Source organism: Geodermatophilus sp. SYSU D00815, assembly GCF_054050035.1.
In genome coordinates this window covers 29127-48969 of the sequence record NZ_JBJGYO010000013.1, presented here as the reverse complement: position 1 = coordinate 48969, position 19843 = coordinate 29127, and the positions used below count along the sequence as shown (strand labels likewise).

23 protein-coding genes are annotated in these 19843 nt (G+C 76.9%); 3 read left to right on the top strand and 20 right to left on the bottom strand.

From position 1 onward, the window contains the following. Positions 1–362: 362 nt before the first annotated feature. Positions 363–1373, top strand: a complete 1011-nt coding sequence (locus ACI78S_RS15495; protein ID WP_456974835.1) for a DUF2877 domain-containing protein — start codon at positions 363–365, stop codon at positions 1371–1373. A 92-nt stretch (positions 1374–1465) separates the two neighbouring features. On the opposite strand, the gene hisG is transcribed toward ACI78S_RS15495, so the two are convergent. The 7 genes from hisG to rpe all read right to left on the bottom strand — a co-directional run bounded on the left by hisG (position 1466) and on the right by rpe (position 6878). Then, positions 1466–2332 carry an ATP phosphoribosyltransferase gene (gene hisG, locus ACI78S_RS15490; protein ID WP_456974833.1) on the bottom strand — a complete coding sequence of 289 codons (867 nt, stop codon included), beginning with the start codon at positions 2330–2332 and terminating at the stop codon, positions 1466–1468. 88 nt (positions 2333–2420) lie between these two features. Continuing rightward, positions 2421–2684 carry a phosphoribosyl-ATP diphosphatase gene (locus tag ACI78S_RS15485; RefSeq protein ID WP_456974831.1) on the bottom strand — a complete coding sequence of 88 codons (264 nt, stop codon included), beginning with the start codon at positions 2682–2684 and terminating at the stop codon, positions 2421–2423. Further along, complete coding sequence (gene ribH / locus ACI78S_RS15480; RefSeq protein WP_456974829.1) at positions 2681–3205, bottom strand: 6,7-dimethyl-8-ribityllumazine synthase; 525 nt, start codon at positions 3203–3205, stop codon at positions 2681–2683. Before ribH ends, ACI78S_RS15485 begins: the two co-directional genes overlap by 4 nt. Then, positions 3202–4506: a bifunctional 3,4-dihydroxy-2-butanone-4-phosphate synthase/GTP cyclohydrolase II gene (locus ACI78S_RS15475; protein WP_456974827.1), complete on the bottom strand. Its 1305-nt coding sequence runs from the start codon at positions 4504–4506 to the stop codon at positions 3202–3204. Before ACI78S_RS15475 ends, ribH begins: the two co-directional genes overlap by 4 nt. After that, positions 4503–5138, bottom strand: a complete 636-nt coding sequence (locus ACI78S_RS15470) for a riboflavin synthase (RefSeq protein ID WP_456974825.1) — start codon at positions 5136–5138, stop codon at positions 4503–4505. The genes ACI78S_RS15475 and ACI78S_RS15470 overlap by 4 nt, the downstream gene beginning before the upstream one ends. Before the next feature lies 1 nt (position 5139). Then, positions 5140–6201: a bifunctional diaminohydroxyphosphoribosylaminopyrimidine deaminase/5-amino-6-(5-phosphoribosylamino)uracil reductase RibD gene (gene ribD / locus ACI78S_RS15465; protein WP_456974823.1), complete on the bottom strand. Its 1062-nt coding sequence runs from the start codon at positions 6199–6201 to the stop codon at positions 5140–5142. Between the two features lie 2 nt (positions 6202–6203). Continuing rightward, a complete protein-coding gene (gene rpe, locus ACI78S_RS15460) occupies positions 6204–6878 on the bottom strand; it encodes a ribulose-phosphate 3-epimerase (RefSeq protein ID WP_456974821.1) in 675 nt (224 codons plus the stop codon). Positions 6879–6929: 51 nt separating this feature from the next. Here rpe and ACI78S_RS15455 point away from each other — a divergent pair, with 51 nt between their 5' ends. Next, positions 6930–7565, top strand: coding sequence for a GPP34 family phosphoprotein (locus ACI78S_RS15455; RefSeq protein ID WP_456974819.1), 636 nt, complete (start codon positions 6930–6932; stop codon positions 7563–7565). Positions 7566–7568: 3 nt separating this feature from the next. Further along, positions 7569–8183 carry a DinB family protein gene (locus ACI78S_RS15450; RefSeq protein WP_456974816.1) on the top strand — a complete coding sequence of 205 codons (615 nt, stop codon included), beginning with the start codon at positions 7569–7571 and terminating at the stop codon, positions 8181–8183. Between the two features lie 52 nt (positions 8184–8235). Here the strand turns inward: ACI78S_RS15450 and ACI78S_RS15445 are convergent, their stop codons facing one another. From ACI78S_RS15445 to mihF, 13 genes are all read right to left on the bottom strand, one after another. Beyond that, positions 8236–8871: a hypothetical protein gene (locus ACI78S_RS15445; protein WP_456974814.1), complete on the bottom strand. Its 636-nt coding sequence runs from the start codon at positions 8869–8871 to the stop codon at positions 8236–8238. After that, positions 8868–9413, bottom strand: a complete 546-nt coding sequence (locus ACI78S_RS15440) for a sigma-70 family RNA polymerase sigma factor (protein ID WP_456974812.1) — start codon at positions 9411–9413, stop codon at positions 8868–8870. The genes ACI78S_RS15445 and ACI78S_RS15440 overlap by 4 nt, the downstream gene beginning before the upstream one ends. A gap of 55 nt (positions 9414–9468) precedes the next feature. Next, the gene (locus tag ACI78S_RS15435; protein WP_456974810.1) at positions 9469–9966 is read right to left on the bottom strand and encodes a hypothetical protein; all 498 of its coding nucleotides are present in this window, start codon (positions 9964–9966) and stop codon (positions 9469–9471) included. A 29-nt stretch (positions 9967–9995) separates the two neighbouring features. After that, entirely contained in the window at positions 9996–11393 is a 1398-nt protein-coding gene (locus tag ACI78S_RS15430) for an RsmB/NOP family class I SAM-dependent RNA methyltransferase (protein WP_456974808.1), read from the bottom strand. Then, positions 11390–12310: a methionyl-tRNA formyltransferase gene (gene fmt, locus ACI78S_RS15425; protein WP_456974961.1), complete on the bottom strand. Its 921-nt coding sequence runs from the start codon at positions 12308–12310 to the stop codon at positions 11390–11392. Before fmt ends, ACI78S_RS15430 begins: the two co-directional genes overlap by 4 nt. 2 nt (positions 12311–12312) lie before the next feature. Further along, the gene (gene def / locus ACI78S_RS15420; protein WP_456974806.1) at positions 12313–12864 is read right to left on the bottom strand and encodes a peptide deformylase; all 552 of its coding nucleotides are present in this window, start codon (positions 12862–12864) and stop codon (positions 12313–12315) included. A 25-nt stretch (positions 12865–12889) separates the two neighbouring features. Further along, positions 12890–13588, bottom strand: a complete 699-nt coding sequence (locus ACI78S_RS15415) for an aspartate/glutamate racemase family protein (protein WP_456974804.1) — start codon at positions 13586–13588, stop codon at positions 12890–12892. Beyond that, on the bottom strand, positions 13588–15540 hold the full coding sequence (locus ACI78S_RS15410) for a primosomal protein N' (RefSeq protein WP_456974959.1): 1953 nt from the start codon (positions 15538–15540) through the stop codon (positions 13588–13590). The genes ACI78S_RS15415 and ACI78S_RS15410 overlap by 1 nt, the downstream gene beginning before the upstream one ends. Positions 15541–15650: 110 nt before the next feature. Next, complete coding sequence (gene metK, locus ACI78S_RS15405; protein ID WP_456974802.1) at positions 15651–16847, bottom strand: methionine adenosyltransferase; 1197 nt, start codon at positions 16845–16847, stop codon at positions 15651–15653. Between the two features lie 82 nt (positions 16848–16929). After that, on the bottom strand, positions 16930–18156 hold the full coding sequence (gene coaBC / locus ACI78S_RS15400) for a bifunctional phosphopantothenoylcysteine decarboxylase/phosphopantothenate--cysteine ligase CoaBC (protein ID WP_456974800.1): 1227 nt from the start codon (positions 18154–18156) through the stop codon (positions 16930–16932). Positions 18157–18232: 76 nt separating this feature from the next. Beyond that, positions 18233–18496, bottom strand: coding sequence for a DNA-directed RNA polymerase subunit omega (gene rpoZ / locus ACI78S_RS15395; protein WP_179720069.1), 264 nt, complete (start codon positions 18494–18496; stop codon positions 18233–18235). A gap of 15 nt (positions 18497–18511) precedes the next feature. After that, positions 18512–19117, bottom strand: a complete 606-nt coding sequence (gene gmk / locus ACI78S_RS15390; protein WP_456974798.1) for a guanylate kinase — start codon at positions 19115–19117, stop codon at positions 18512–18514. A gap of 48 nt (positions 19118–19165) precedes the next feature. Further along, a complete protein-coding gene (gene mihF / locus ACI78S_RS15385; RefSeq protein WP_456974795.1) occupies positions 19166–19495 on the bottom strand; it encodes an integration host factor, actinobacterial type in 330 nt (109 codons plus the stop codon). Positions 19496–19843 lie beyond the last annotated feature (348 nt).

Here is a 19843-nt window from a genome sequence, read left to right as displayed (position 1 = left end):
GAAGGTGGCGCGCGCGGCCTGCTGGTTGCGACGGAATGCACTGGAAGCACTACGCTGCGTGGCAGCCGCGAGTGACGAATCACCCTGAGTCACGGGTCATCCCCCTTCAGTTGCCAACCAGACTGCCACATCCCGCGTTGCTGTCAGGAGTGCCCGGTCGCCTCCTGCCATTCTTGGCGAGATCCGCCATACGTGGCCGCGCGACGCGCCGCATAGGTTCGAGACCTGGCTCACCGCAACCCGCTGGATGGTAGGCCGTCACCCGGAGTGGTGAGAGCCACCCCTTCCGTCGGGGTGCGGCGAGCCGGGGCGGGGGCCGACAGCACGGTGCCTCCGTCGACGTCTCCGCCGGAAGGGCCGCCATGCGCACCATCGACGATCTCCCAGGCCCCGGTGGCCGCCGCGCGCAGTCGGAGGCGCCGCCCCGCGGACGCGCCGCCCGCGCCGGCGTCCCCCTGATCCCCCTCCCCCGCGAGTCCGCCCAGGCCGCCGCCCGCACCGCCGTCCCCGCCCGCGCCGCCACCGCCGTCCCGGCCTCCGCGAGCACCGGCGTCGCCGAGCTGCTGCGCGGCCCGGTGCGCCCCGCCCGCGTGCTGATGAGCCTCCCGGCGGCCGTCTACCTGCAGGTGCAGACCGATCGCGGCGGCGACGTCGTCGGCGTGCTCACCAGCGACGCCGCCCGGCTGCCGCTGGGCTGCGTGCTCTTCCGCCCGAGCAACGGCCGGCCCCTGGTCGCGCTGCCCACCGGGGCGCCGGCCGAGGTGGGCGGCGGGCGGATCGTCGTGGGCGACCTGGCCGTCAGCGCGGCCGCCTGGTGGGACCCCCGGCCCCGGCTGCCGCACCCCCGCCCGGCGCTGCTGCCCGAGGGCGTGCGCCAGCTGCGCAACGCGCTCTACGGCGAGGGCGTGCCGCACAGCGCCTTCACCCTCCCCGGCCTGCCCACCGGCCCCGGCGGCCCGCTGGCCGCGCTGCGCGGCGCCGTCCGCCGGGCCGACCTCGACGCGGCGCTGCGCACCGCGGCCCGGCTGATCGGCCTCGGCCCGGGCCTGACCCCGGCCGGCGACGACGTCATGGCGGGCACGATGGCCGGCCTGGTGCTCCTCGGTCACCCGGCCGCCGAGCGCTTCGCCGCCGGTGTGTACTCGCTGGCCGCCGGCCGGACCACCGACCTGTCGCGGGCGCTGCTGCGGCACGCCGCCGCGGGGCGGGTCAGCGGCGAGTACGCCGCCGTCCTGCAGGGGCTGGTCGGCGAGCGGCCGCTGGGCCCGGCGATCGCCGGCCTGCTGGCCACCGGCTCGACCAGCGGCCGCGCGATGGCGCTGGGCCTGTGCACCGCGATCGACCTCGTGGACCGCACCGCTCGCAACCGCTGAGCCCGTCGGCCGCGGCCCCTCGACCCCCGCGGCCGGGGGGCCGTCGCCGTTCCGGGACCGATCACCCGCGCGGTGTGGTCGCCGGCCGCACCTCAGATGCGGGAGGCGTGGATCTTCGTGACGAGGATGGCGCGGGCGCCGAGCTCCCACAGCTCGTCCATCACCCGGTTGGTGTCGCCCTGCGGCACCATGGCCCGCACCGCCGACCAGCCCGGCGTCTGCAGCGGGCTGACCGTCGGCCCCTCCAGGCCCGGCGTGATCGCGGTGGCCTCCGCCAGGATGTCGTTGGGGCAGTCGTAGTCGAGCATCACGTACTGCCGGGCCACCAGGACACCGCGCAGCCGCCGGCGCAGCTGGGCCACGGCCGGGATCTCCTCGGCGCCCTCGCGGCGCACCAGGATCGCCTCGCTGGTGAGCACCGGCTCGCCGATGGTCTGCAGCCCGGCCGCGCGCAGCGTCGTCCCGGTCTCGACGACGTCGCAGACGGCGTCGGCCACGCCGAGCCGGCAGGCGGTCTCCACCGCGCCGTCGAGCTTGACGACGGCGGCGCCGATCCCCTCGGCGGCGAGGAAGCGCTGCAGCAGCACCGGGTAGGCCGTGGCGATCCGCTTGCCGGTCAGCTGCTCGACCTTCTCGATGCCGCTCTCCACCGGGACGGCGAAGCGGAACGACGAGCGGCCGAAGCCCAGCGGCATGACCTCCACCGCGGTGGGGCCCTCGCCGTCCGGCGGCGCGGTCTCCATGAGCATGTCGCGGCCGGTGATGCCGACGTCGAGCGTGCCCGAGGCGACGTAGACGGCGATGTCGCGTGGCCGCAGGTAGAAGAACTCGGTGTCGCTCTCGGGGTCGTAGACGGCGAGGTCCTTGGTGCTGCGCCGCTGCCGGTAGCCGCTCTCGGCGAGCATCTCCGCCGCGGGCTCGCTGAGGACGCCCTTGTTGGGCACGGCGATGCGCAGCACTGGAGGGCTCCTTAGGGACGGAATGGAACGGCCCCGCTGCAGGGGCCCGCCGCGAGCTTGCGAGCGGTGGGGGCAGCGGGGTCCTTCGTCAGAGGTGAGCGTAGACGTCGGCCAGGGTCAGCCCCCGCGCCAGCATGAGCACCTGCACCCGGTAGAGGAGCTGGCTGATCTCCTCCGCGGTCCGGTCGAGCGACTCGTGCTCGGCGGCCATCCACGACTCGGCGGCCTCCTCGACCACCTTCTTGCCGGCGGCGTGCACGCCGTCGCGGACGGCGGCGACGGTGCCCGAAGCCGGGTCCCCGGCGGCGACCTTGCCGGCCAGCTCGGCGAACAGCTCGTCGAAGGTCTTCACGCGCGGCCGTCCCCGGCCGGGGTGACCCGGAAGCCGGTCGGCCGCGCCGGGGTGCGCAGGTCGCGGAGCACGAGCGCGGTCTGCAGCGCGGCGATGGTGGCCTCCCAGCCCTTGTCCTCGGCGGAGCCGGGCAGCCCGGCCCGGTCGCGGGCCTGCTGCTCGTCGTTGGTGGTCAGGACGCCGTTGCCGACCGGCTTGCCGGCGTCGAGCGCCACGCGGGTCAGCCCGGCGGTGACCGCGTCGCAGACGTACTCGAAGTGCGGGGTGCCGCCGCGGACGACCACGCCGAGGGCCACGACGGCGTCGTGCCGTTCGCACAGCGCCTGCGCGACGACGGGCAGCTCCACCGCCCCGGGGACGCGCACGACGGTCGGCTCGGCGACGCCGCAGGCCGCGGCCGCGGCCAGGGCGCGGTCGAGCAGCGCGCCGGTGATCTCGGCGTGCCAGGTGGTGGCCACGACGCCGAGGGTCAGCCCCGCGGCGTCGACCGGCCGCGCCTCGGGTGCTCCCTGACCGCTCACAGCTGCTGCTCCCGCCGGCCGAGCGGCACGTCGGTGCCGGGGACGGTGTCGGCCGGGCCGGCCTCGGTCTCGGGCTCGATGATGTCGAGCAGGTGCCCCATGCGGTCGCGCTTGGTGCGCAGGTAGGCCAGGTTCTGCTCCGTGACGTGGCTGGGCAGCGGCACCCGGCCGACGATCTTGAGGCCGTAGCCCTCCAGCCCGGCCCGCTTGGCGGGGTTGTTGGTGAGCAGCCGCATCGTGTGCACGCCGAGGTCGACCAGGATCTGCGCGCCGGTGCCGTAGTCGCGGGCGTCGGCGGGCAGGCCGAGGTCGAGGTTGGCGTCGACGGTGTCCACCCCGGCGTCCTGGAGCTGGTAGGCCTGCAGCTTGTGCAGCAGGCCGATCCCCCGGCCCTCGTGCCCGCGGATGTAGAGCACGATGCCGCGGCCCTCCTGCGCCACCGCCTCCAGCGCCGCCTGCAGCTGCGGGCCGCAGTCGCAGCGCAGCGAGCCGAACACGTCGCCGGTGAGGCACTCGGAGTGCACCCGCACCAGCACGTCCTCGCCGTCGCCGATGTCGCCCATCACGAACGCAACGTGCTCGCGGTCGTCGTAGGAGCTGGCGTAGCCGACGGCCCGGAAGGTGCCCGGCGCCAGCGGCACCGTGGCCTCGGCGACCCGCTCGACGAGCTTGTCGAAGCGCTTGCGGTAGGCGATCAGGTCGGCGATCGAGATCAGGCACAGGTCGTGCTCGTCGGCGAAGACGCGCAGCTCCTCGCCGCGGGCCATGCCGGTGGGGTCCTTCTCGCTGACCAGCTCGCACAGCGTGCCGGAGGGCCGCAGCCCGGCGAGGACGGCGAGGTCGACGGCGGCCTCGGTGTGCCCCGGCCGGCGCAGCACGCCGCCGTCCTTGGCCCGCAGCGGCACGATGTGCCCCGGGCGCGACAGCTCCGCCGAGGAGGTGGAGGCGTCGGCCAGCAGCCGGATCGTGTGCGCGCGGTCGGACGCGGAGATGCCGGTGCTCACGCCCTCGCGGGCGTCGACGGTGACGGTGTAGGCGGTGCCGCGGCGGTCCTGGTTGACCCGGAACATCGGCGGCAGGTCCAGCCGGTCGGCGTCGGCCTCGGTGAGCGCCACGCAGATGTAGCCCGACGTGTAGCGGACCATGAAGGCCACGAGCTCGGGGGTGGCCAGCTCGGAGGCGAAGATCAGGTCGCCCTCGTTCTCGCGGTCCTCGTCGTCGATGACGACGACGGGCTTGCCGCTCTTGATCGCCGCGAGGGCGTCCTCGATCGAGTCGAGCCGCGTGACGGGCGCGCTCACCGGCGTCCCTCCAGCAGTCGTTCCACGTACTTGGCGATCACGTCGACCTCCAGGTTGACCGGGTCCCCCGGGGCGCGGATGCCGAGCGTGGTCTCGCGCAGGGTGGTGGGGATGAGGCTGACCTCGAACCAGGGCTCGGGGTCGGTCGCGGAGCTGACCGCGCTGACGGTGAGGGACACGCCGTCGACGGCGATCGAGCCCTTCTCGACGACGTAGCGGGCGAGCTGCGGCGGCAGGGCGATCCGCACGACCTCCCAGTGCTCGCTGGGGGTGCGGCTGACGACGGCGCCGACGCCGTCGACGTGCCCCTGCACCAGGTGGCCGCCGAGGCGGGTGTGCGCCGTGACGGCCCGCTCGAGGTTGACCGGGTCACCGGCGGTGAGCGCGCCGAGGCTGCTGCGGGACAGCGTCTCGGCCATGACGTCGGTACCCCAGACGAACTGCCCGCTCGCGGGGTCGGCGTCGTCGGGCCGCACGTCGGTGACGGTGAGGCAGACGCCGTTCACCGCGATCGAGTCGCCGAGCGCGACGCCCTCCAGGACCGTGCGGCCCCGGATGAGCAGGCGGGCGGCCTCCGCCTGGTCCTCGCGGACCAGCAGGGTGCCGACCTCCTCGACGATGCCGGTGAACACGTCACTGCCTCCCGTTCGCGCGCGCGCCGTCCCCAGTGTGCCGGGTGGGGCGCAGCCGCAGTTGCACGTCCCCGCCCAGTGGGGTGACGTCGACGACCTCCAGGGACAGCGCGTCGGCCAGCGTGCCGATTCCCAGGTCGCCCACCAGCGAGGGGCCGGCGCCCAGGAGCACCGGCGCCAGGTGGACGACGACCTCGTCGACCAGCCCGTCGCGGAGGAACGCCGCGGCGAGCGTGGGGCCGCCCTCGAGCAGCACGCGCCGCACGTCGCGGGCGAACAGCTCGTCGAGCACCGCGCGCGGGGTCGCCGCGGTGGTCACCAGCGTGGGCGCGGCGTCGTCGAGGACCCGCGCGGTGCGCGGCAGCCGGCCGCGGCGGTCCACGACCACGCGCAGCGGCTGCCGCTCGGTGGGGCGCCCGGACCGGTCGCGCACGGTCAGCTGCGGGTCGTCGGTGAGCGCGGTGCCGGCGCCCACGACGACGGCGTCGCAGCCGGCCCGGATGCGGTGCACCTCGGCGCGGGCCTCGGGTCCGGTGATCCAGCGGCTGGTGCCGTCGGCGGCGGCCACGCGGCCGTCGAGGGTGGCGCCGACCTTCCACACCACCCGGGGCCGATGCTCGCGGACGCCGGTGAGCCAGGAGGCGAGCGCGCCGTCCTCGGCCTCGGCCCGCTCGACCGGCATCACGACGTCGACGCCGGCGGCGCGCAGCCGCGCCGCGCCGCCCACGGCCAGCTCGGTCGGCTCGGGGACGGCGACGACGACGCGGGCGATGCCGGCGGCCAGCAGGGCGTCGGCGCAGGGGCCGGTGCGGCCGGTGTGCGCGCACGGCTCGAGGGTGACCACAGCGGTGCCGCCCCGCGCCCGCTCGTCGGCCCGCGCCAGCGCCGTCACCTCGGCGTGCGGGCCGCCGGGCGGGGCGGTCGCCCCCTCCCCCACGACCGCGCCGCCGGTGTCGAGGACGACCGCGCCGACCGGCGGGTTCGGGCTCGTGGTGCCCAGCACGCCGGCGCCCAGCTCCCGGGCCCGGGCCATCGCGGCCCGCTCGGCCGCCGAGATCTCCACGCTCAGCCGCGGGACGCCGCGCTCGCCCGCGCGCGCAGCGCGGCGATCGCCTTCGCCGGGTCCTCGGCGCCGTAGACGGCGGAGCCGGCGACGAAGACGTCGGCGCCGGCCTCGGCGGCCTGCTCGACGGTGTCGGCGTTGATGCCGCCGTCGACCTCGACGAACAGCTGCAGGTGCCCGCTGCGCACCAGCTCGCGGGCGCGGCGCACCTTGGGCAGCACCTCGGCCCTGAACTCCTGGCCGCCGAAGCCTGGCTCGACGGTCATCACCAGCAGGGTGTCGAAGTCGGGCAGCACGTCGAGCACGTCGTCCAGCGGCGTGCCGGGCTTGATCGCCAGGCCCGCGAGCGCGCCCGCCGCCCGCAGGTCCCGGGCGACGGCCCGCGGGTCGCCGGTGACCGCCTCGGCGTGCACGGTCACGTTGCGGGCGCCCGCCTCGGCGTAGCCCGGGGCCCAGCGCTCGGGCGCCTCGATCATGAGGTGGCAGTCCAGCGGCACCGGGCTGACCTTCTGGATCGCCTGCACGACCGGCAGCCCGAGGGTCAGGTTGGGGACGAAGTGGTTGTCCATGACGTCCACGTGCAGCCAGTCGGCGTCGGCGACCCGCTGCGCCTCCTCCGCCAGGCGGGCGAAGTCGGACGAGAGCAGGCTCGGCGCGATCAGCGGGGCACGGGACACGGCTGCCGAGTCTAGGTGCGGCGTGATCACCGCCTGCCCTAGCCTGCGGCCGTGGACGACGGGCAGCTCAGCGGCGGGGTCGCCGCCCGCGTGGCCGCGCTGTGCCTCGACCGCCGCGGCCGGGTGGCGGACTGGGCCATCTGCGGTCCCGCCGTCCGCGCCGGGCTGCTGCTCGACCTCGCGCTCGCCGGCCGGCTCGAACACACGCCCGACAGCGTCGTCGTCGACGGGACCCCCACCGGGTTCCCCCCGGCCGACCGGCTGCTCGCCGCGATCGGCGTCGAACCCGAGCGGTCGCTGGACGACTGGCTCGACGAGCGGCGGATCGGCCTGCGCGACCTGGTGGCGGCCGGCGAGGCCTCGGGCCGGTGGCACCGGCGCCGGCTGCGCTTGCGCCGGGACCGGTACGAGGCGCCGGGCCGGGACGACGACCTGGCCCGCGACCCGGGCCGCCCGGGCGAGGGGTGGGCACCGCAGGACGCCTGCGTGACCGCCGTCGCGGCGGCGAGCGGCCTGCTCGACCGCGACCGCGGGCTGGCGGTCGAGCCGCCGGCACCGCTCGTGGCGGCCGCCGGCCCCGCCGCGTGGCTGTGCCAGGCGGTCTGCGAGCACCTGGTGCGCACCGCCGCCCGCTACCGCGCGCAGGCGGGGGCGCTGCGCCGCGCCGACACGGTGGGCCCGGGCTGAGGCGTGCTGACCCCCGACGACCTGCGCACCGCCGCGGCCTGGGCCGGGCGCCGCTTCGCGCTGCTGCCCGAGGCCGACTTCGAGCGGCCGGCCCCCGACTGGACGGCCCGGCGCACGCTCGACCACCTCGTCGACACGATGGAGCTCTACGCGGCGTACGTCGGCACGCGCGCCACCTCGCGGCTCGCCCCGCCGCGGGACGGCGACCCCGGGGCCGGCCGCGCGGAGCTGGCCGCCCAGCTCGCCCTCTCGGCGGACAAGCTCGCCCGGCTGCTCGACGGCATGGCCGACGGCGAGCGCGCCTTCCACCCCTCGGGCTCCGCCGACCGCACCGGCTGGGTGGGGATGGCCTGCACCGAGCTGCTGGTGCACACGCGGGAGGCGTGCGGGCCGGACCCCGACGACGCCGTCCTGGCGGAGCTGGCCGCCGCCGTGGTCGACCGCGTGCTGCCGTGGACCCCGCCGGGCGAGGGCTGGGCGCGGCTGCTGCAGGCGACGGGCCGCGCGCCGCTCGGCGACGTCCCGCCGGCGGGCGCGGACTGGTGGTGGCAGAGCGCGCCCCTGGCGGAGTGGGACGGCGCCCCGCGGCGGCGCACCAGCCCGCCGCAGTGGCGCTGAGCCCCCGGCGGCCCGGCGCCGCCGGGGCCGGTCGCCGGGCGGTGGGTGCGCGTCAGGCGGGCATCCGGAGCAGGGTCTCCCCGGCGCCGTCCCGGAGCAGGAAGAGGACGAGGTGGGCCGGTTCGACGTCGAACCAGCCGTCCCAGCTGTGCGCGCCGGAGTGGGTCACCGTCCAGTCGGCGATCGGCCTCACCTGCCCCGCGTCGTCGACGACGGCGAACTCGCACGTCTGCCCCGGCGACAGCCCGCCGACCTCGAGCTCGTACCGGGTGCCGCCGCCGGCCTCCTCGTACGTCGTCGACGCCCACAGCCCGCCGTCCTGCGCCGAGGCCACCGCCGGCTCCTGCGGCGAGGCGAGGACGACGGCCGCCGTCCCCCCGCCCAGGAGGAGGAGAACGGCCGCCACGGCCGCCCACAGCCACCGCCGGCCGCCCCCCGGCCCCGACGCCGCCTCGGCCGCGACGATGCGGCGCAGCCGCTCGTAGGCCGCCTCGCTGGGCGCCAGCGCCGGGGGTGGCTCACCGGGTTCCTGCACGCCGGCCAGCAGCCGGGGCAGCCCCTCGAGCTCGCGAGCGGCCGGACCGCACACCGGGCACTCCTGCACGTGCTGCGCCATGCGCAGCTGCTCGTCCAGTTCGAGGGCGTCGAGGACGTAGGCCCCGACCGACTGCTCGTGGTCGCACCTCACGCCGTCACCCCCCGTTCCTCGAGGGCCAGCCGCAGCGCCCGCAGGCCGTAGAAGACCCGCGACTTCACCGTCCCCACCGGGATGCCGAGGGCGGTCGCCGCTTCGGAGACGGTACGACCCGCGTAGTAGGTGTGCAGCAGCGCCTCCCGGTGCAGCGGCGCCAGCGAGGCCAGCGCGTCCGCGACCAGCCAGCGCTCCAGCGCCTCGTCGATGCCGTCCCCGACCGGCAGCTCGGCCAGATCCTCGTCGCCCACCTCCGAGGGCCGCGCCCGCCGCGCCCGGTAGTGGTCGATCGCCACCCGGCGGGCCACGGTGAGCAGCCAGGGCCGCGCCGGGCCACGGGCGGGGTCGAGCACCTCGGGGTGCCGCCAGGCCTGCAGGAGGGTCTCCTGGACGACGTCCTCCGCCCGGCCGCGGTCACCGCCGGTCAGCCGGAGCACGAACGCCAGCAGCGGGCCGGCGTGCTCGTCCCACAGCCGGCGCAGGTCGGCCTCCTCGTCGGCGGTGGGGCCGCGGATCCGGCTCCCCCGGCCTCCCCTCACGGGCGCCTCCCTCGCTCGGGCTCACCCCGCTCCACGGCGCGGGCCGGCCGACGGTTCAGTCGCGGTCGGGCAGGGCGATCCACTCCGCCCAGGTGAGGTCGCGGCCGACGTAGCGCGGGGCGCGCAGCGGCCAGTCGCGGGCCAGCCACGCCGGCACGAGTTCGTCGAGCGCGCGCTCGGTGTCGCTGCCGACCAGCCGGTCCACCACCCACCACGACACCTCGGCGTCGGCGTCGCCGGCCTTCTCCGGCGGGTCGACGTAGACGCAGCCCAGCAGCTCCGACTCGTCGTCGGGGAACAGCCCGTACAGGAAGCTCTCGTGCGCGGCGATCTCGCGCGCGTGCCGGGCGAGGTCCTCGCGGTCCTGCTCGACGGTCATGGTCTCCGGCGGCCAGCCCCACGCCTCGCCGTAGAGGGCCCACAGCCGCTTGCGCGAGCCCATCACCGCCGGGTGGTCGATGTCGGTGTCGGCGTCGCTCATCGGGCGCAGGTGCTCGCCGGTGGGCAGGTCGACGCGGAGGGGGTGGTCCCACCCCTCGGGCAGCCAGGGCATGGCGCGCACGGTAGCGCCCCGCCGCGCGGTCAGGGGGTGCGGCGGAGCAGCGCCATGAACATCGCGTCGGTGCCGTGCCGGTGCGGCCACAGCTGCGCGTAGCGCCCGCGGGCGAGCCCGGGGACCTCGGGGAACAGCGGGGCCACCGGCAGCACCTCGACGTCGTCCCGCCCGGCGGCGGCGTCGACGACGGCGGCGGTCTCCGCCGTGTGCGGCGAGCAGGTCACGTAGGCGACCACGCCGCCCGGGCGCACCGACCGCAGCGCGCCGGCCAGCAGCTCGGCCTGCAGCCCCGCCAGCGGGGGGACGTCGTCGGGCGTGCGGCGCCAGCGCACCTCCGGCCGCCGCCGCAGCGCGCCCAGCCCGGTGCAGGGGGCGTCGAGCAGGACCCGGTCGAAGGACGCCTCGGCCCACGGCGGCTGCCGGCCGTCGGCGACGAGCACCTCGACGTCGTCCTCGCCGGCCAGGGCGCGGCGGACCAGCTCCGCCCGGTGCGGCGCGCGGTCGGCCGCGGTCAGCCGCACGCCCGGCGGGCGGACGGCGGCGAGCAGCCCGGCCTTGCCGCCCGGGCCGGCGCACATGTCCAGCCACGCGGCGTCGGGGCCGTCGACCGCCACGCGGGTCAGCGCCAGGGCGGCGAGCTGGCTGCCCTCGTCCTGCACGGCGGCGGTGCCCTCGCGGACCGCCGCCAGGCGGCCCGGGTCGCCGCCGTGCAGCCGGACGGCGAACGGCGACCACGGCCCCGGCTCGCCGTCGGCCTGGCGGGCCAGCTCGTCGCGGTCGACCCGCCGCGCGGCGAGGTGCACCTCGGGGGCGACGTCGTCGGCGGCCAGTGCGGGCTCCAGCTCGTCGTCGCCGCCGAGGGCGTCCCGCCAGGCCCGCACGATCCAGGTCGGGTGGTCGGTAGCCAGGGCCAGGCGCTCGTCGCCGGTGGGCCCGATCGCGGCCAGCCACCCGGCGCGGTCGCCGCCCGCGGCGACCTTGCGCAGCACCGCGTTGACCAGCCCGGAGGCGCCGGTGCCGACGATCGCGCGGGTGAGGTCGACGGTGGTGTCCACCGCGGCGTGCGCCGGGACGCGCAGGTCGACCAGCTGGTAGGCGCCCAGCCGCAGCAGGTCGAGCACGCGGGGGTCGAGCTCGGCCAGCGGCCGGTCGACCAGCCGGGCCAGGACCGCGTCGAGGGTGCCCTGCGCGCGCAGCGCCCCGTAGGCGAGCTGGGTCGTGAAGGCGGCGTCGCGGGGCGCCAACCGCCGCTCGCGCAGCAGCTGCGGCAGCAGCAGGTTGGCGTAGGCGTCCCGGGAGGTGACGGCGTCCAGGACGTCGTAGGCGGTCAGCCGGGCGCCGTCGAGCTCCCGGCGGGGCGCCGGCCGGCGCGGTCGCCGTCCCGGCCGCGGACCGCCGCCCGGGCGGCGGGGCGGGCGCGTCATCCGAGCCGCTCCCCCGCCTCCGGGCGGGCGCCGCGGGCCCAGTCGGCGGCCGGGAGCACCCGCTTGCCGGCCGGCTGCACGGACTCGAGCACCACCGGCCCGTTGCCGGTGCCGACGAACACCTCGCCGGAGTCCACGAGCAGCTCGCCCGGCGCCAGGTGCGGGCCGTCGACGACCAGGCCGACCGGGCCCACCCGCATGCGGTCCCCGCGCCAGGTGGTCCAGGCGCCCGGCGCCGGGGTGACGCCGCGGATCCGCCGGTCGACCACGTGCGCCGGCAGCGCCCAGTCGATGCGGGCGTCGGCGGGCTCGATCCGCGGCGCCAGGCTCACGCCCTCGGCCGGCTGCGGCCGCGGCTCGAGGGCACCGGCCGCGATGCCGTCGAGGGTGGCGACCAGCAGCCGGGCGCCGCTGACCGCCAGCCGGCCGAGCAGGTCGCCGGCGGTGTCGCGGGGGCCGATCGGCTCGGTCAGCGTGCCGAACACCGGGCCGGTGTCCAGGCCCTTCTCGATGAGGAAGGTGGAGGCGCCGGTGACCTCGTCGCCGGCCATGATCGCGTGCTGCACCGGCGCGACGCCGCGCCAGGCCGGCAGCACCGAGAAGTGCAGGTTGACCCAGCCGTGCCGCGGGATCCGCAGCGCCGCCTCCGGGATCAGCGCCCCGTAGGCCACCACCGGCACGCAGTCGACGGCGAGGTCGGCCAGCCGCGCCCGGAAGTCGGGGTCCCGGGGCGACGCCGGCTGCAGCACGGGCAGGCCGGCCGCGTCGGCCCGCTCCGCGACCGGCGAGCGGCTCACCCGCCGGCCGCGGCCGGCGGGGGCGTCGGGCCGGGTGAGGACGGCGACGACCTCGTGGTCGGAGGCGAGCAGCGCCTCCAGCGAGGGCACGGCGGGCGCCGGCGTCCCGGCGAAGACCAGTCTCAGTGCGGGCTCACCTTGACGACCGGCCGAGGCTCGCCCGCCGGCAGGTACGCCTGCTCGCCGACCCACTCGGCGTCGCGGAGCACGGCCAGCGCGGCCTCGCGCGCCTCGGCGTCGAGCCGGTCGACGAACAGCACGCCGTCGAGGTGGTCGACCTCGTGCTGGACGGCGCGGGCGAGCATGTGCGAGCCCTCGACGCGGATCGGCTCGCCGTGCATGTTCCACCCGGTGGCCGCGACGTACAGGTGCCGGCGGCAGTCGAAGCGGAACCCGGGGATCGACAGGCAGCCCTCGGGGTCGACCTGCTCCTCCTCGCCGATCGGCGTCACCTCGGGGTTGACCAGGTGCCCGACCTCGCCGTCGACGTACCAGGTGAACACCCGCAGGCCCACGCCGATCTGCGGGGCCGCGAGGCCGGCGCCGCCGGCGGCGTGCATCGTGTCGGTCAGGTCGGCGACGAGCCGGCGCAGCTCGGCGTCGAAGTCGACGACCGGTTCGGCCTTGCGGCGGAGGACCGGGTCGCCCATCAGGCGGATCGGGGTGACGCTCACCGATCCAGGGTATGCGGGCGCCTGCCTAGGCCAGCGCGGCGGCCACCGCCGCCTCGACGTGCAGCTGCGTCGTCGGGAACACCGGCAGGTCGACGTCGCCGGCGCCGACGAGCAGCTCGATCTCGGTGCAGCCCAGCACCACGCCCTCGGCGCCGCGGCCGGCCAGCCGGTCGACCACCTCGCGGTAGGCCTGCCGCGACTCCTCGCGGACGACGCCGAGGCAGAGCTCCTCGTAGATGATCCGGTGCACCTCCGCCCGGTCGGCGGCCTCGGGGACGAGCACCTCCAGCCCGTGCGCGGCCAGCCGGTCGACCAGGAACGGCTGCTCCATCGTGAACGCCGTCCCGAGCAGCCCGATGCGGCCGATCCCCGCGGCGCGCACGGCGTCGGCGGTGACGTCGCCGATGTGCAGCAGCGGCACCGCCAGCACGTCGGTGAGCGCGTCGGCGACCCGGTGCATGGTGTTGGTGCACAGCAGCACGACGTCGGCGCCGGCCGCCTCGACGGCCTTGGCGTCGGCGGCCAGCAGCTGCCCCGCCCGGTCCCAGTCGCCGGCCACCTGCAGCCGCTCGATCTCGGCGAAGTCCACCGACAGCAGCACGCAGCGGGCCGAGTGCAGCCCGCCGAGCCGCTCGCGCACCGCCTCGTTGAGCAGCCGGTAGTACAGCGCGCTGCTCTCCCAGCTCATCCCGCCGAGCAGGCCGATCGTCCGCACGGGCGCCATCACATCAGCTCGAGCGGGTCGAGCTGCACCCGCACGTGCTCTGTGACCTTCCTCGCGCTGCGCACGCCCTGCACCTCGGCCAGCGCCCGGGCCAGCGCCAGGCCCTCGCCGCGGGGCACGCGCACCAGGTAGCGCTCGCGCTCGCCCTCCTGGCCCGGACGCGGCGGCTCGGGGACGGGGCCGAGCAGCTCGGCGTCGGCGGGCAGCCGGGTGGCGTCGAGGAACTCGGCCAGCGCCGCGGGGGTGCCCGAGATCGCGGCCATCCGGGTCACCGGGGGGAAGCCGAGCTCGCGGCGGTCGGCCAGCTCGCGCGCGGCCAGCCACGCCGGGTCCCAGCGGACCAGGGCCTGCACCACGGGGTGCGCGCCGTCGGCGGAGACGACGACCTGCCCGCCGGCGCGCACCAGCGTCGCGGCGTTCATCCAGCGGCGCAGGGTCTCCTCCCCGGCCCGCAGGTCGGCCCGGCCGAGCAGCGCCCACGAGTCGAGCAGCAGCGCGGCCCCGTAGCCGCCGTCGGCGACCGGCTCGGCGCCGGGCGTGGCGACGACGACCCCCGGGCCGCCGGGGACGGTGGCCAGGACGCCGGAGCCGCGGCCGGAGACCCGCACGGTCGCGCCCGGGAACGCCCGGCCCAGCTCCTCGGCGGTGCGGGCGGCGCCGACGACGGAGGCGCGCAGCTTGGTGCCGTGGCAGTGCGGGCAGTCGAAGGTGGCCGCCGGGCGGGCGCACCACCGGCAGGCCGGCACGCGCGAGCCGCCCGGACCGGGGGTGGCCGAGATGCCCAGGGGGCCGGAGCAGACCGCGCAGCGCGCCGGGGCGCGGCAGCGGGCGCACGACAGCCCGGGCGCGTACCCGGCGCGGGGCACCTGGACCAGCACGGGGGCGCCGTCGGCCAGCGCCTGCCGGGCCACCCGGTGGGCGAGGCTGGGCAGCCGGGCGGTGCGCGCGGCGGGGTCGCGGGCGAGCTCGGCGTCGTCGCCCAGCGCCTGCACCCGGGGCGCGGCCGCCCGCAGCGTGGCGCGGTCGGCGGCGAGCTCGTGCGCCCAGCCGGACTCGACCAGCAGAGCCGCCTCGGCGGTGCGGGCGGTGGCGGCGACCACGGCCGCGCACGAGGCGAGGTGGGCGCGGTGCACGAGCACGTCGCGGGCGTGCGCGTAGGGGGCGCGCGGTTCGGCGTGCAGGTCGTCGCCGTCGTCCCAGATCGCCACCAGGCCGAGGTCGGCGACCGGGGCCAGCGCCGCCGCGCGGGTGCCGAGCACCACCTTCGCCGTGCCGCGGGCGGCCTCGAGGAACCGGCGGTAGCGAGTGTCGGGGGCGGCGTCGGCGCGCAGCACGACGAAGGAGCCCTTCGGCAGCACCTGCTGGGCCGCCGCCTCCAGCCGGTCGAGGTCCTTGCCGTCGGGGACGACGACGAGCGCGCCGCGGCCGCCGGAGAGCGCCGCCCGGCACAGCTCGGCCAGCCGGGCGGGCCAGTCCTCCCCGGGCAGCGCCGTCCAGACCGCCCGGGCGGGGGCGCCGGACGCGATCGCGTCGACGAGCATCGGCCCGGTCGGGTACCGGGCGAAGCCGGCCGGGTCGGGCGGCTCCGGCGCGGGCGGCGGCTCGGCCGGCGGGCGCTTCTCGGCCGAGGCCCGGCGCGGCGGGATCGCCAGCCGCAGCACGTCGGTGACCGTGCCGCCCCAGCGGTCGGCGATCGAGCGCGCGAGGGCGGCCACCTCGGGGGTGAGGACCGGCTCGGCCGAGACCACCCTGGCCAGCGGCGCCAGCCTGCCGGTGTGCTCGGTGGTGTCGCCCAGCTCGAGCACGAACCCGTCGACCAGCTGCCCGGCGAAGCGCACCCGCACCCGGCAGCCGGGGCGGACGTCCTCGGCCAGCTCGTCGGGGACCGCGTAGTCGAACGGCCGGTCGAGGTGGGCCAGCGGCACGTCGACGACGACCCGGGCGACCCGCAGGCCGCTGCGGGTGCCCGGGTCGGCGTCGGTGGTCGCGACCGCGGTCAGGGGGTCTCCGTTCGGGCCGGGAGCGGTGATCGGCTCCCAGTCTGGCCGCCGCTACCGACGCTTCAGGCCCCGACGGCCGCGCGCAGCGCCTCGGCGCGGTCGACCCGCTCCCACGGGAAGTCGCCGTCGGTGCGGCCGAAGTGCCCGTAGGCCGCGGTCGGCCGGTAGATCGGCCGCAGCAGGTCGAGGTCGCGCACGATCGCGCCGGGGCGCAGGTCGAACACCGAGGTGATCGCCTTCTCCAGCACGTCGTCGGGGACCGTGCCGGTGCCGAAGGTCTCGACGAAGAGCCCGACGGGGTGCGCCGCGCCGATGGCGTAGGCCACCTGCACCTCGCAGCGCCTGGCCAGGCCGGCCGCGACGACGTTCTTGGCCACCCAGCGCATCGCGTAGGCGCCGGACCGGTCGACCTTCGACGGGTCCTTGCCCGAGAAGGCGCCCCCGCCGTGCCGCGCCATGCCGCCGTAGGTGTCGACGATGATCTTGCGGCCGGTCAGCCCGGCGTCGCCCATGGGGCCGCCGATGACGAACTTGCCGGTCGGGTTGACCAGCAGCCGGAACCCGTCGGTGGGCAGGTTCAGCGCCGCGAGCTCGGGCTCCACGACGAGCTCGCGCACGTCGGGGGCGAGCAGCTGCTCGATCGAGATGTCCTCGGCGTGCTGCGAGGAGACGACCACGGTGTCGACGGCGACCGGGCGGTCGTCCTCGTACACCACGGTGACCTGGGTCTTGCCGTCGGGACGCAGGTAGGGCACCGAGCCGTCCTTGCGCACCGCGGACAGCCGGCGCGCCAGCCGGTGGGCCAGCGCGATCGGCAGCGGCATCAGCTCGGGGGTCTCGTCGGTGGCGTAGCCGAACATCAGGCCCTGGTCGCCGGCACCCTGCCGCTCGATCTCGTCCTCGGCCGAGCCGGAGGTGCGCGCCTCGTAGGCGGTGTCGACGCCCTGGGCGATGTCGGGGGACTGCGAGCCGATCGAGACGCTCACGCCGCAGGAGGCCCCGTCGAAGCCCTTGCGCGAGGAGTCGTAGCCGATGCCGAGGATGGTCTGCCGGACGATCTCGGCGATCTCCACGTAGCCAGCGGTGGTGACCTCGCCGGCGATGTGCACCTGCCCGGTCGTGATCAGGGTCTCGACCGCGACCCGGCTGCGCGGGTCCTGCTCGAGCATGGCGTCGAGGATCGAGTCGCTGATCTGGTCGGCGATCTTGTCCGGGTGGCCCTCGGTCACCGACTCGGACGTGAAGAGGCGGCGTGGCACTCGGTTCTCCTTGGGTCGTCGGGCGGGTGCGGCGGCATCCCGCCGGGCGGAACGTTACCGTCGCGGCGGCGCGGGTCGCGGGTCAGCCGTCGGCCGGCCGGGCCGACCGGGCGCCGATCGCGGCCCAGATGCCCGCCGCGACGGCGTCCTTGCTGCCGCGCGGGATCTCGGTGGCGGTGCCGTCGGCGGCCAGGACGACGGCGGCGTTGTCGGGCCGGCCGAAGGCCTGACCGGCGGAGACGTCGTTGACCACGAGCAGGTCGCAGCCCTTGCGCGCCAGCTTCGCCCGCCCGTGGGCGAGCACGTCGCCGGCGGCGTCCCCGGTCTCGGCGGCGAAGCCGACGACCACCTGGCCGGGTGCCCGCTCGGCGACCAGCTCGGCCAGGACGTCGGGATTGCGCACCAGCGGGATGCCGCTGGGCTCGTCGGCGCTGCCCTTCTTGAGCTTGGTGGCGGCCACCGTCTCCGGCCGGAAGTCGGCGACGGCGGCGGTCATGACGACGACGTCGGCCTCCTTCGCCTCGGCCAGCACCGCCGTCCGCAGCTCCTCCGCCGTCCCGACCGGCACGACCCGCACCCCGAACGGGGCCGGCAGGTCGACGTTCGCGGCGACGAGCACCACCTCGGCGCCGCGCGCGGCGGCGACGCGGGCCAGGGCCCAGCCCTGCCTGCCCGAGGAGCGGTTGCCGAGGTAGCGCACCGGGTCCAGCGGCTCGCGGGTGCCGCCGGCGCTGACGACGACCCGGCGGCCGGCGAGGTCGGGGGCCAGCGCGTCCGCGCCGTGCTCGAGGACGACCAGCGCGAGCGCGGCGACGTCGGCCGGCTCGGGCAGCCGGCCGGGGCCGGAGTCGGGGCCGGTCAGGCGGCCCACGGCGGGCGGCAGGACGACCGCGCCGCGGCGGCGCAGGGTGGCGACGTTGTCCTGCGTGGCCGGGTGCAGCCACATCTCGGTGTGCATCGCCGGGGCGAACACCACCGGGCAGTGCGCGGTGAGCAGGGTGGCGGTGAGCAGGTCGTCGGCGCGACCGGCGGCGGCGCGGGCGAGCAGGTCGGCGGTGGCCGGCGCGACGACGACGAGGTCGGCGGTCTGGCCGATCCGCACGTGCGCCACCTCGGGGACGTCGTCCCAGACCGCGGTGGTCACCGGGTTGCCGGACAGCGCCTCGAAGGTGGCGGCGCCGACGAAGTGCAGGGCGCCGGGGGTGGGGACGACGCGGACGTCGTGCCCCGCCTCGGTGAACTGGCGGAGCAGCAGGGCGGCCTTGTACGCGGCCACGCCGCCGCTGACGCCCAGCACGATCCGGCTCATGGGCTCCATCATCCCGATACGACGGAGCACCCGGCACGGGGTGCCGGGTGCTCGGTCATCAGTTGGGGCGAGCGGCTCAGTTCTCGCCCGCGGTGTGGGTCAGGAGACCCTCGTTGATCTCGCGCAGCGCGATCGACAGCGGCTTCTCCTGGGGAGCGGTGTCGACCAGCGGGCCGACGTACTCCAGCAGGCCCTCGGAGAGCTGGCTGTAGTAGGCGTTGATCTGGCGCGCGCGCTTGGCGGCGAAGATCACCAGGCCGTACTTGCTGCTGGTGCGCTCGAGCAGCTCGTCGATCGGCGGGTTGGTGATGCCCTCGGGGTGGGGTGCGACTCCGGACACGTGCGGGCAGGCTCCTCAGTCGGTGGTGGGAGCGCCGGCCTCCCGGCACAGACCGGGCGCGGGCGCAGTCAGCAAGCCTACCAACTCGTCGGCGGCCCGGGCCACGTCGTCGTTGACCACCACCACGTCGAACTCCCCCGCGGCGTCGAGCTCGGCCTGGGCGATGGCCAGCCGGCGCTCCTGGACGGCGGCCGGCTCGGACCCGCGACCGGCCAGCCGGCTCACCAGCTCCGCCCACGACGGCGGGGCGAGGAAGACCAGCTGCGCCTCCGGCTCGCGGGCCCGCACCTGGCGGGCGCCCTGCAGCTCGATCTCCAGCAGAGCCGGCGCCCCGGCCGCGAGCCGTTCGCGGACCGGGGCGACCGGGGTGCCGTAGCGGTTTCCTGCGTACTCGGCCCACTCGAGCAGGCCGTCCTCGGCGATCAGCCGGTCGAACTCCGCGTCGTCGACGAAGTGGTAGTGCACGCCGTCGACCTCGCCGGCGCGGCGGGCCCGCGTGGTGGCCGACACCGACACCCACACGTCGGGGTGCCGGCGCCGGACCTCCGCGATCACGGTGCCCTTGCCCACCCCGGAGGGGCCGGAGAGCACGGTCAGCCGTGCCGGGGTGCCATGTGCCACGCCCCGATCCTGCCGCCCGGTCTCGTCCGCCCGTCGCCCGGGGTCGGGTCAGGTGGCGACCTTGTCCCCGCCGAACTCCGCCTCCAGCGCCTTGCGCTGGTTGGCGCCGAGGCCGCGCACGCGGCGGGTCGGCGAGATCTCCAGCCGCTCCATGATCTTCGCCGCCCGCGCCTTGCCCACGCCGGGGAGGGACTCCAGCACGGCGGACACCCGCATCTTGCCGATCACCTCGTCGGTCTCGCCCTGCTTGAGGACGTCACCGACCGTGGCGCCCTTGCTCTTGAGCCGCTCGCGGAGCTCGGCGCGGGCCTTGCGGGCCGCGGCGGCCTTCTCGAGAGCGGCGGCACGTTGTTCGGGGGACAGGGAAGGGAGAGGCATGGTTGCGACCCAATCGTGTCGTCGCCGGCGGTCTGGACCCGGCGGGTCGGGTGGTGCTTCTTGCGGTGCCGGGCCCGTCGTACGGGCCCGGCGGTCAACCTAGTTCCCGGCATATCCGCTGGTCACGCGCCCTGCGGCGAAGATCGTCGGCATTTCGGGCCCGGTCGTTCACCCGCCGTTCCGCCGTTCGGTGACCCTGCGTCATCTCCCCAGGTCAGCGCGTTTCGGGACGATTGCGTTCCGTAGTGGTTGCGCCCTGCACCTGTTCGACACGCCGGACGCGACACGCCGATGGGTGACGTCGCGGTGACCCGGCAGCGGCTCTGAGCAGGGACTTTGGACCCACTC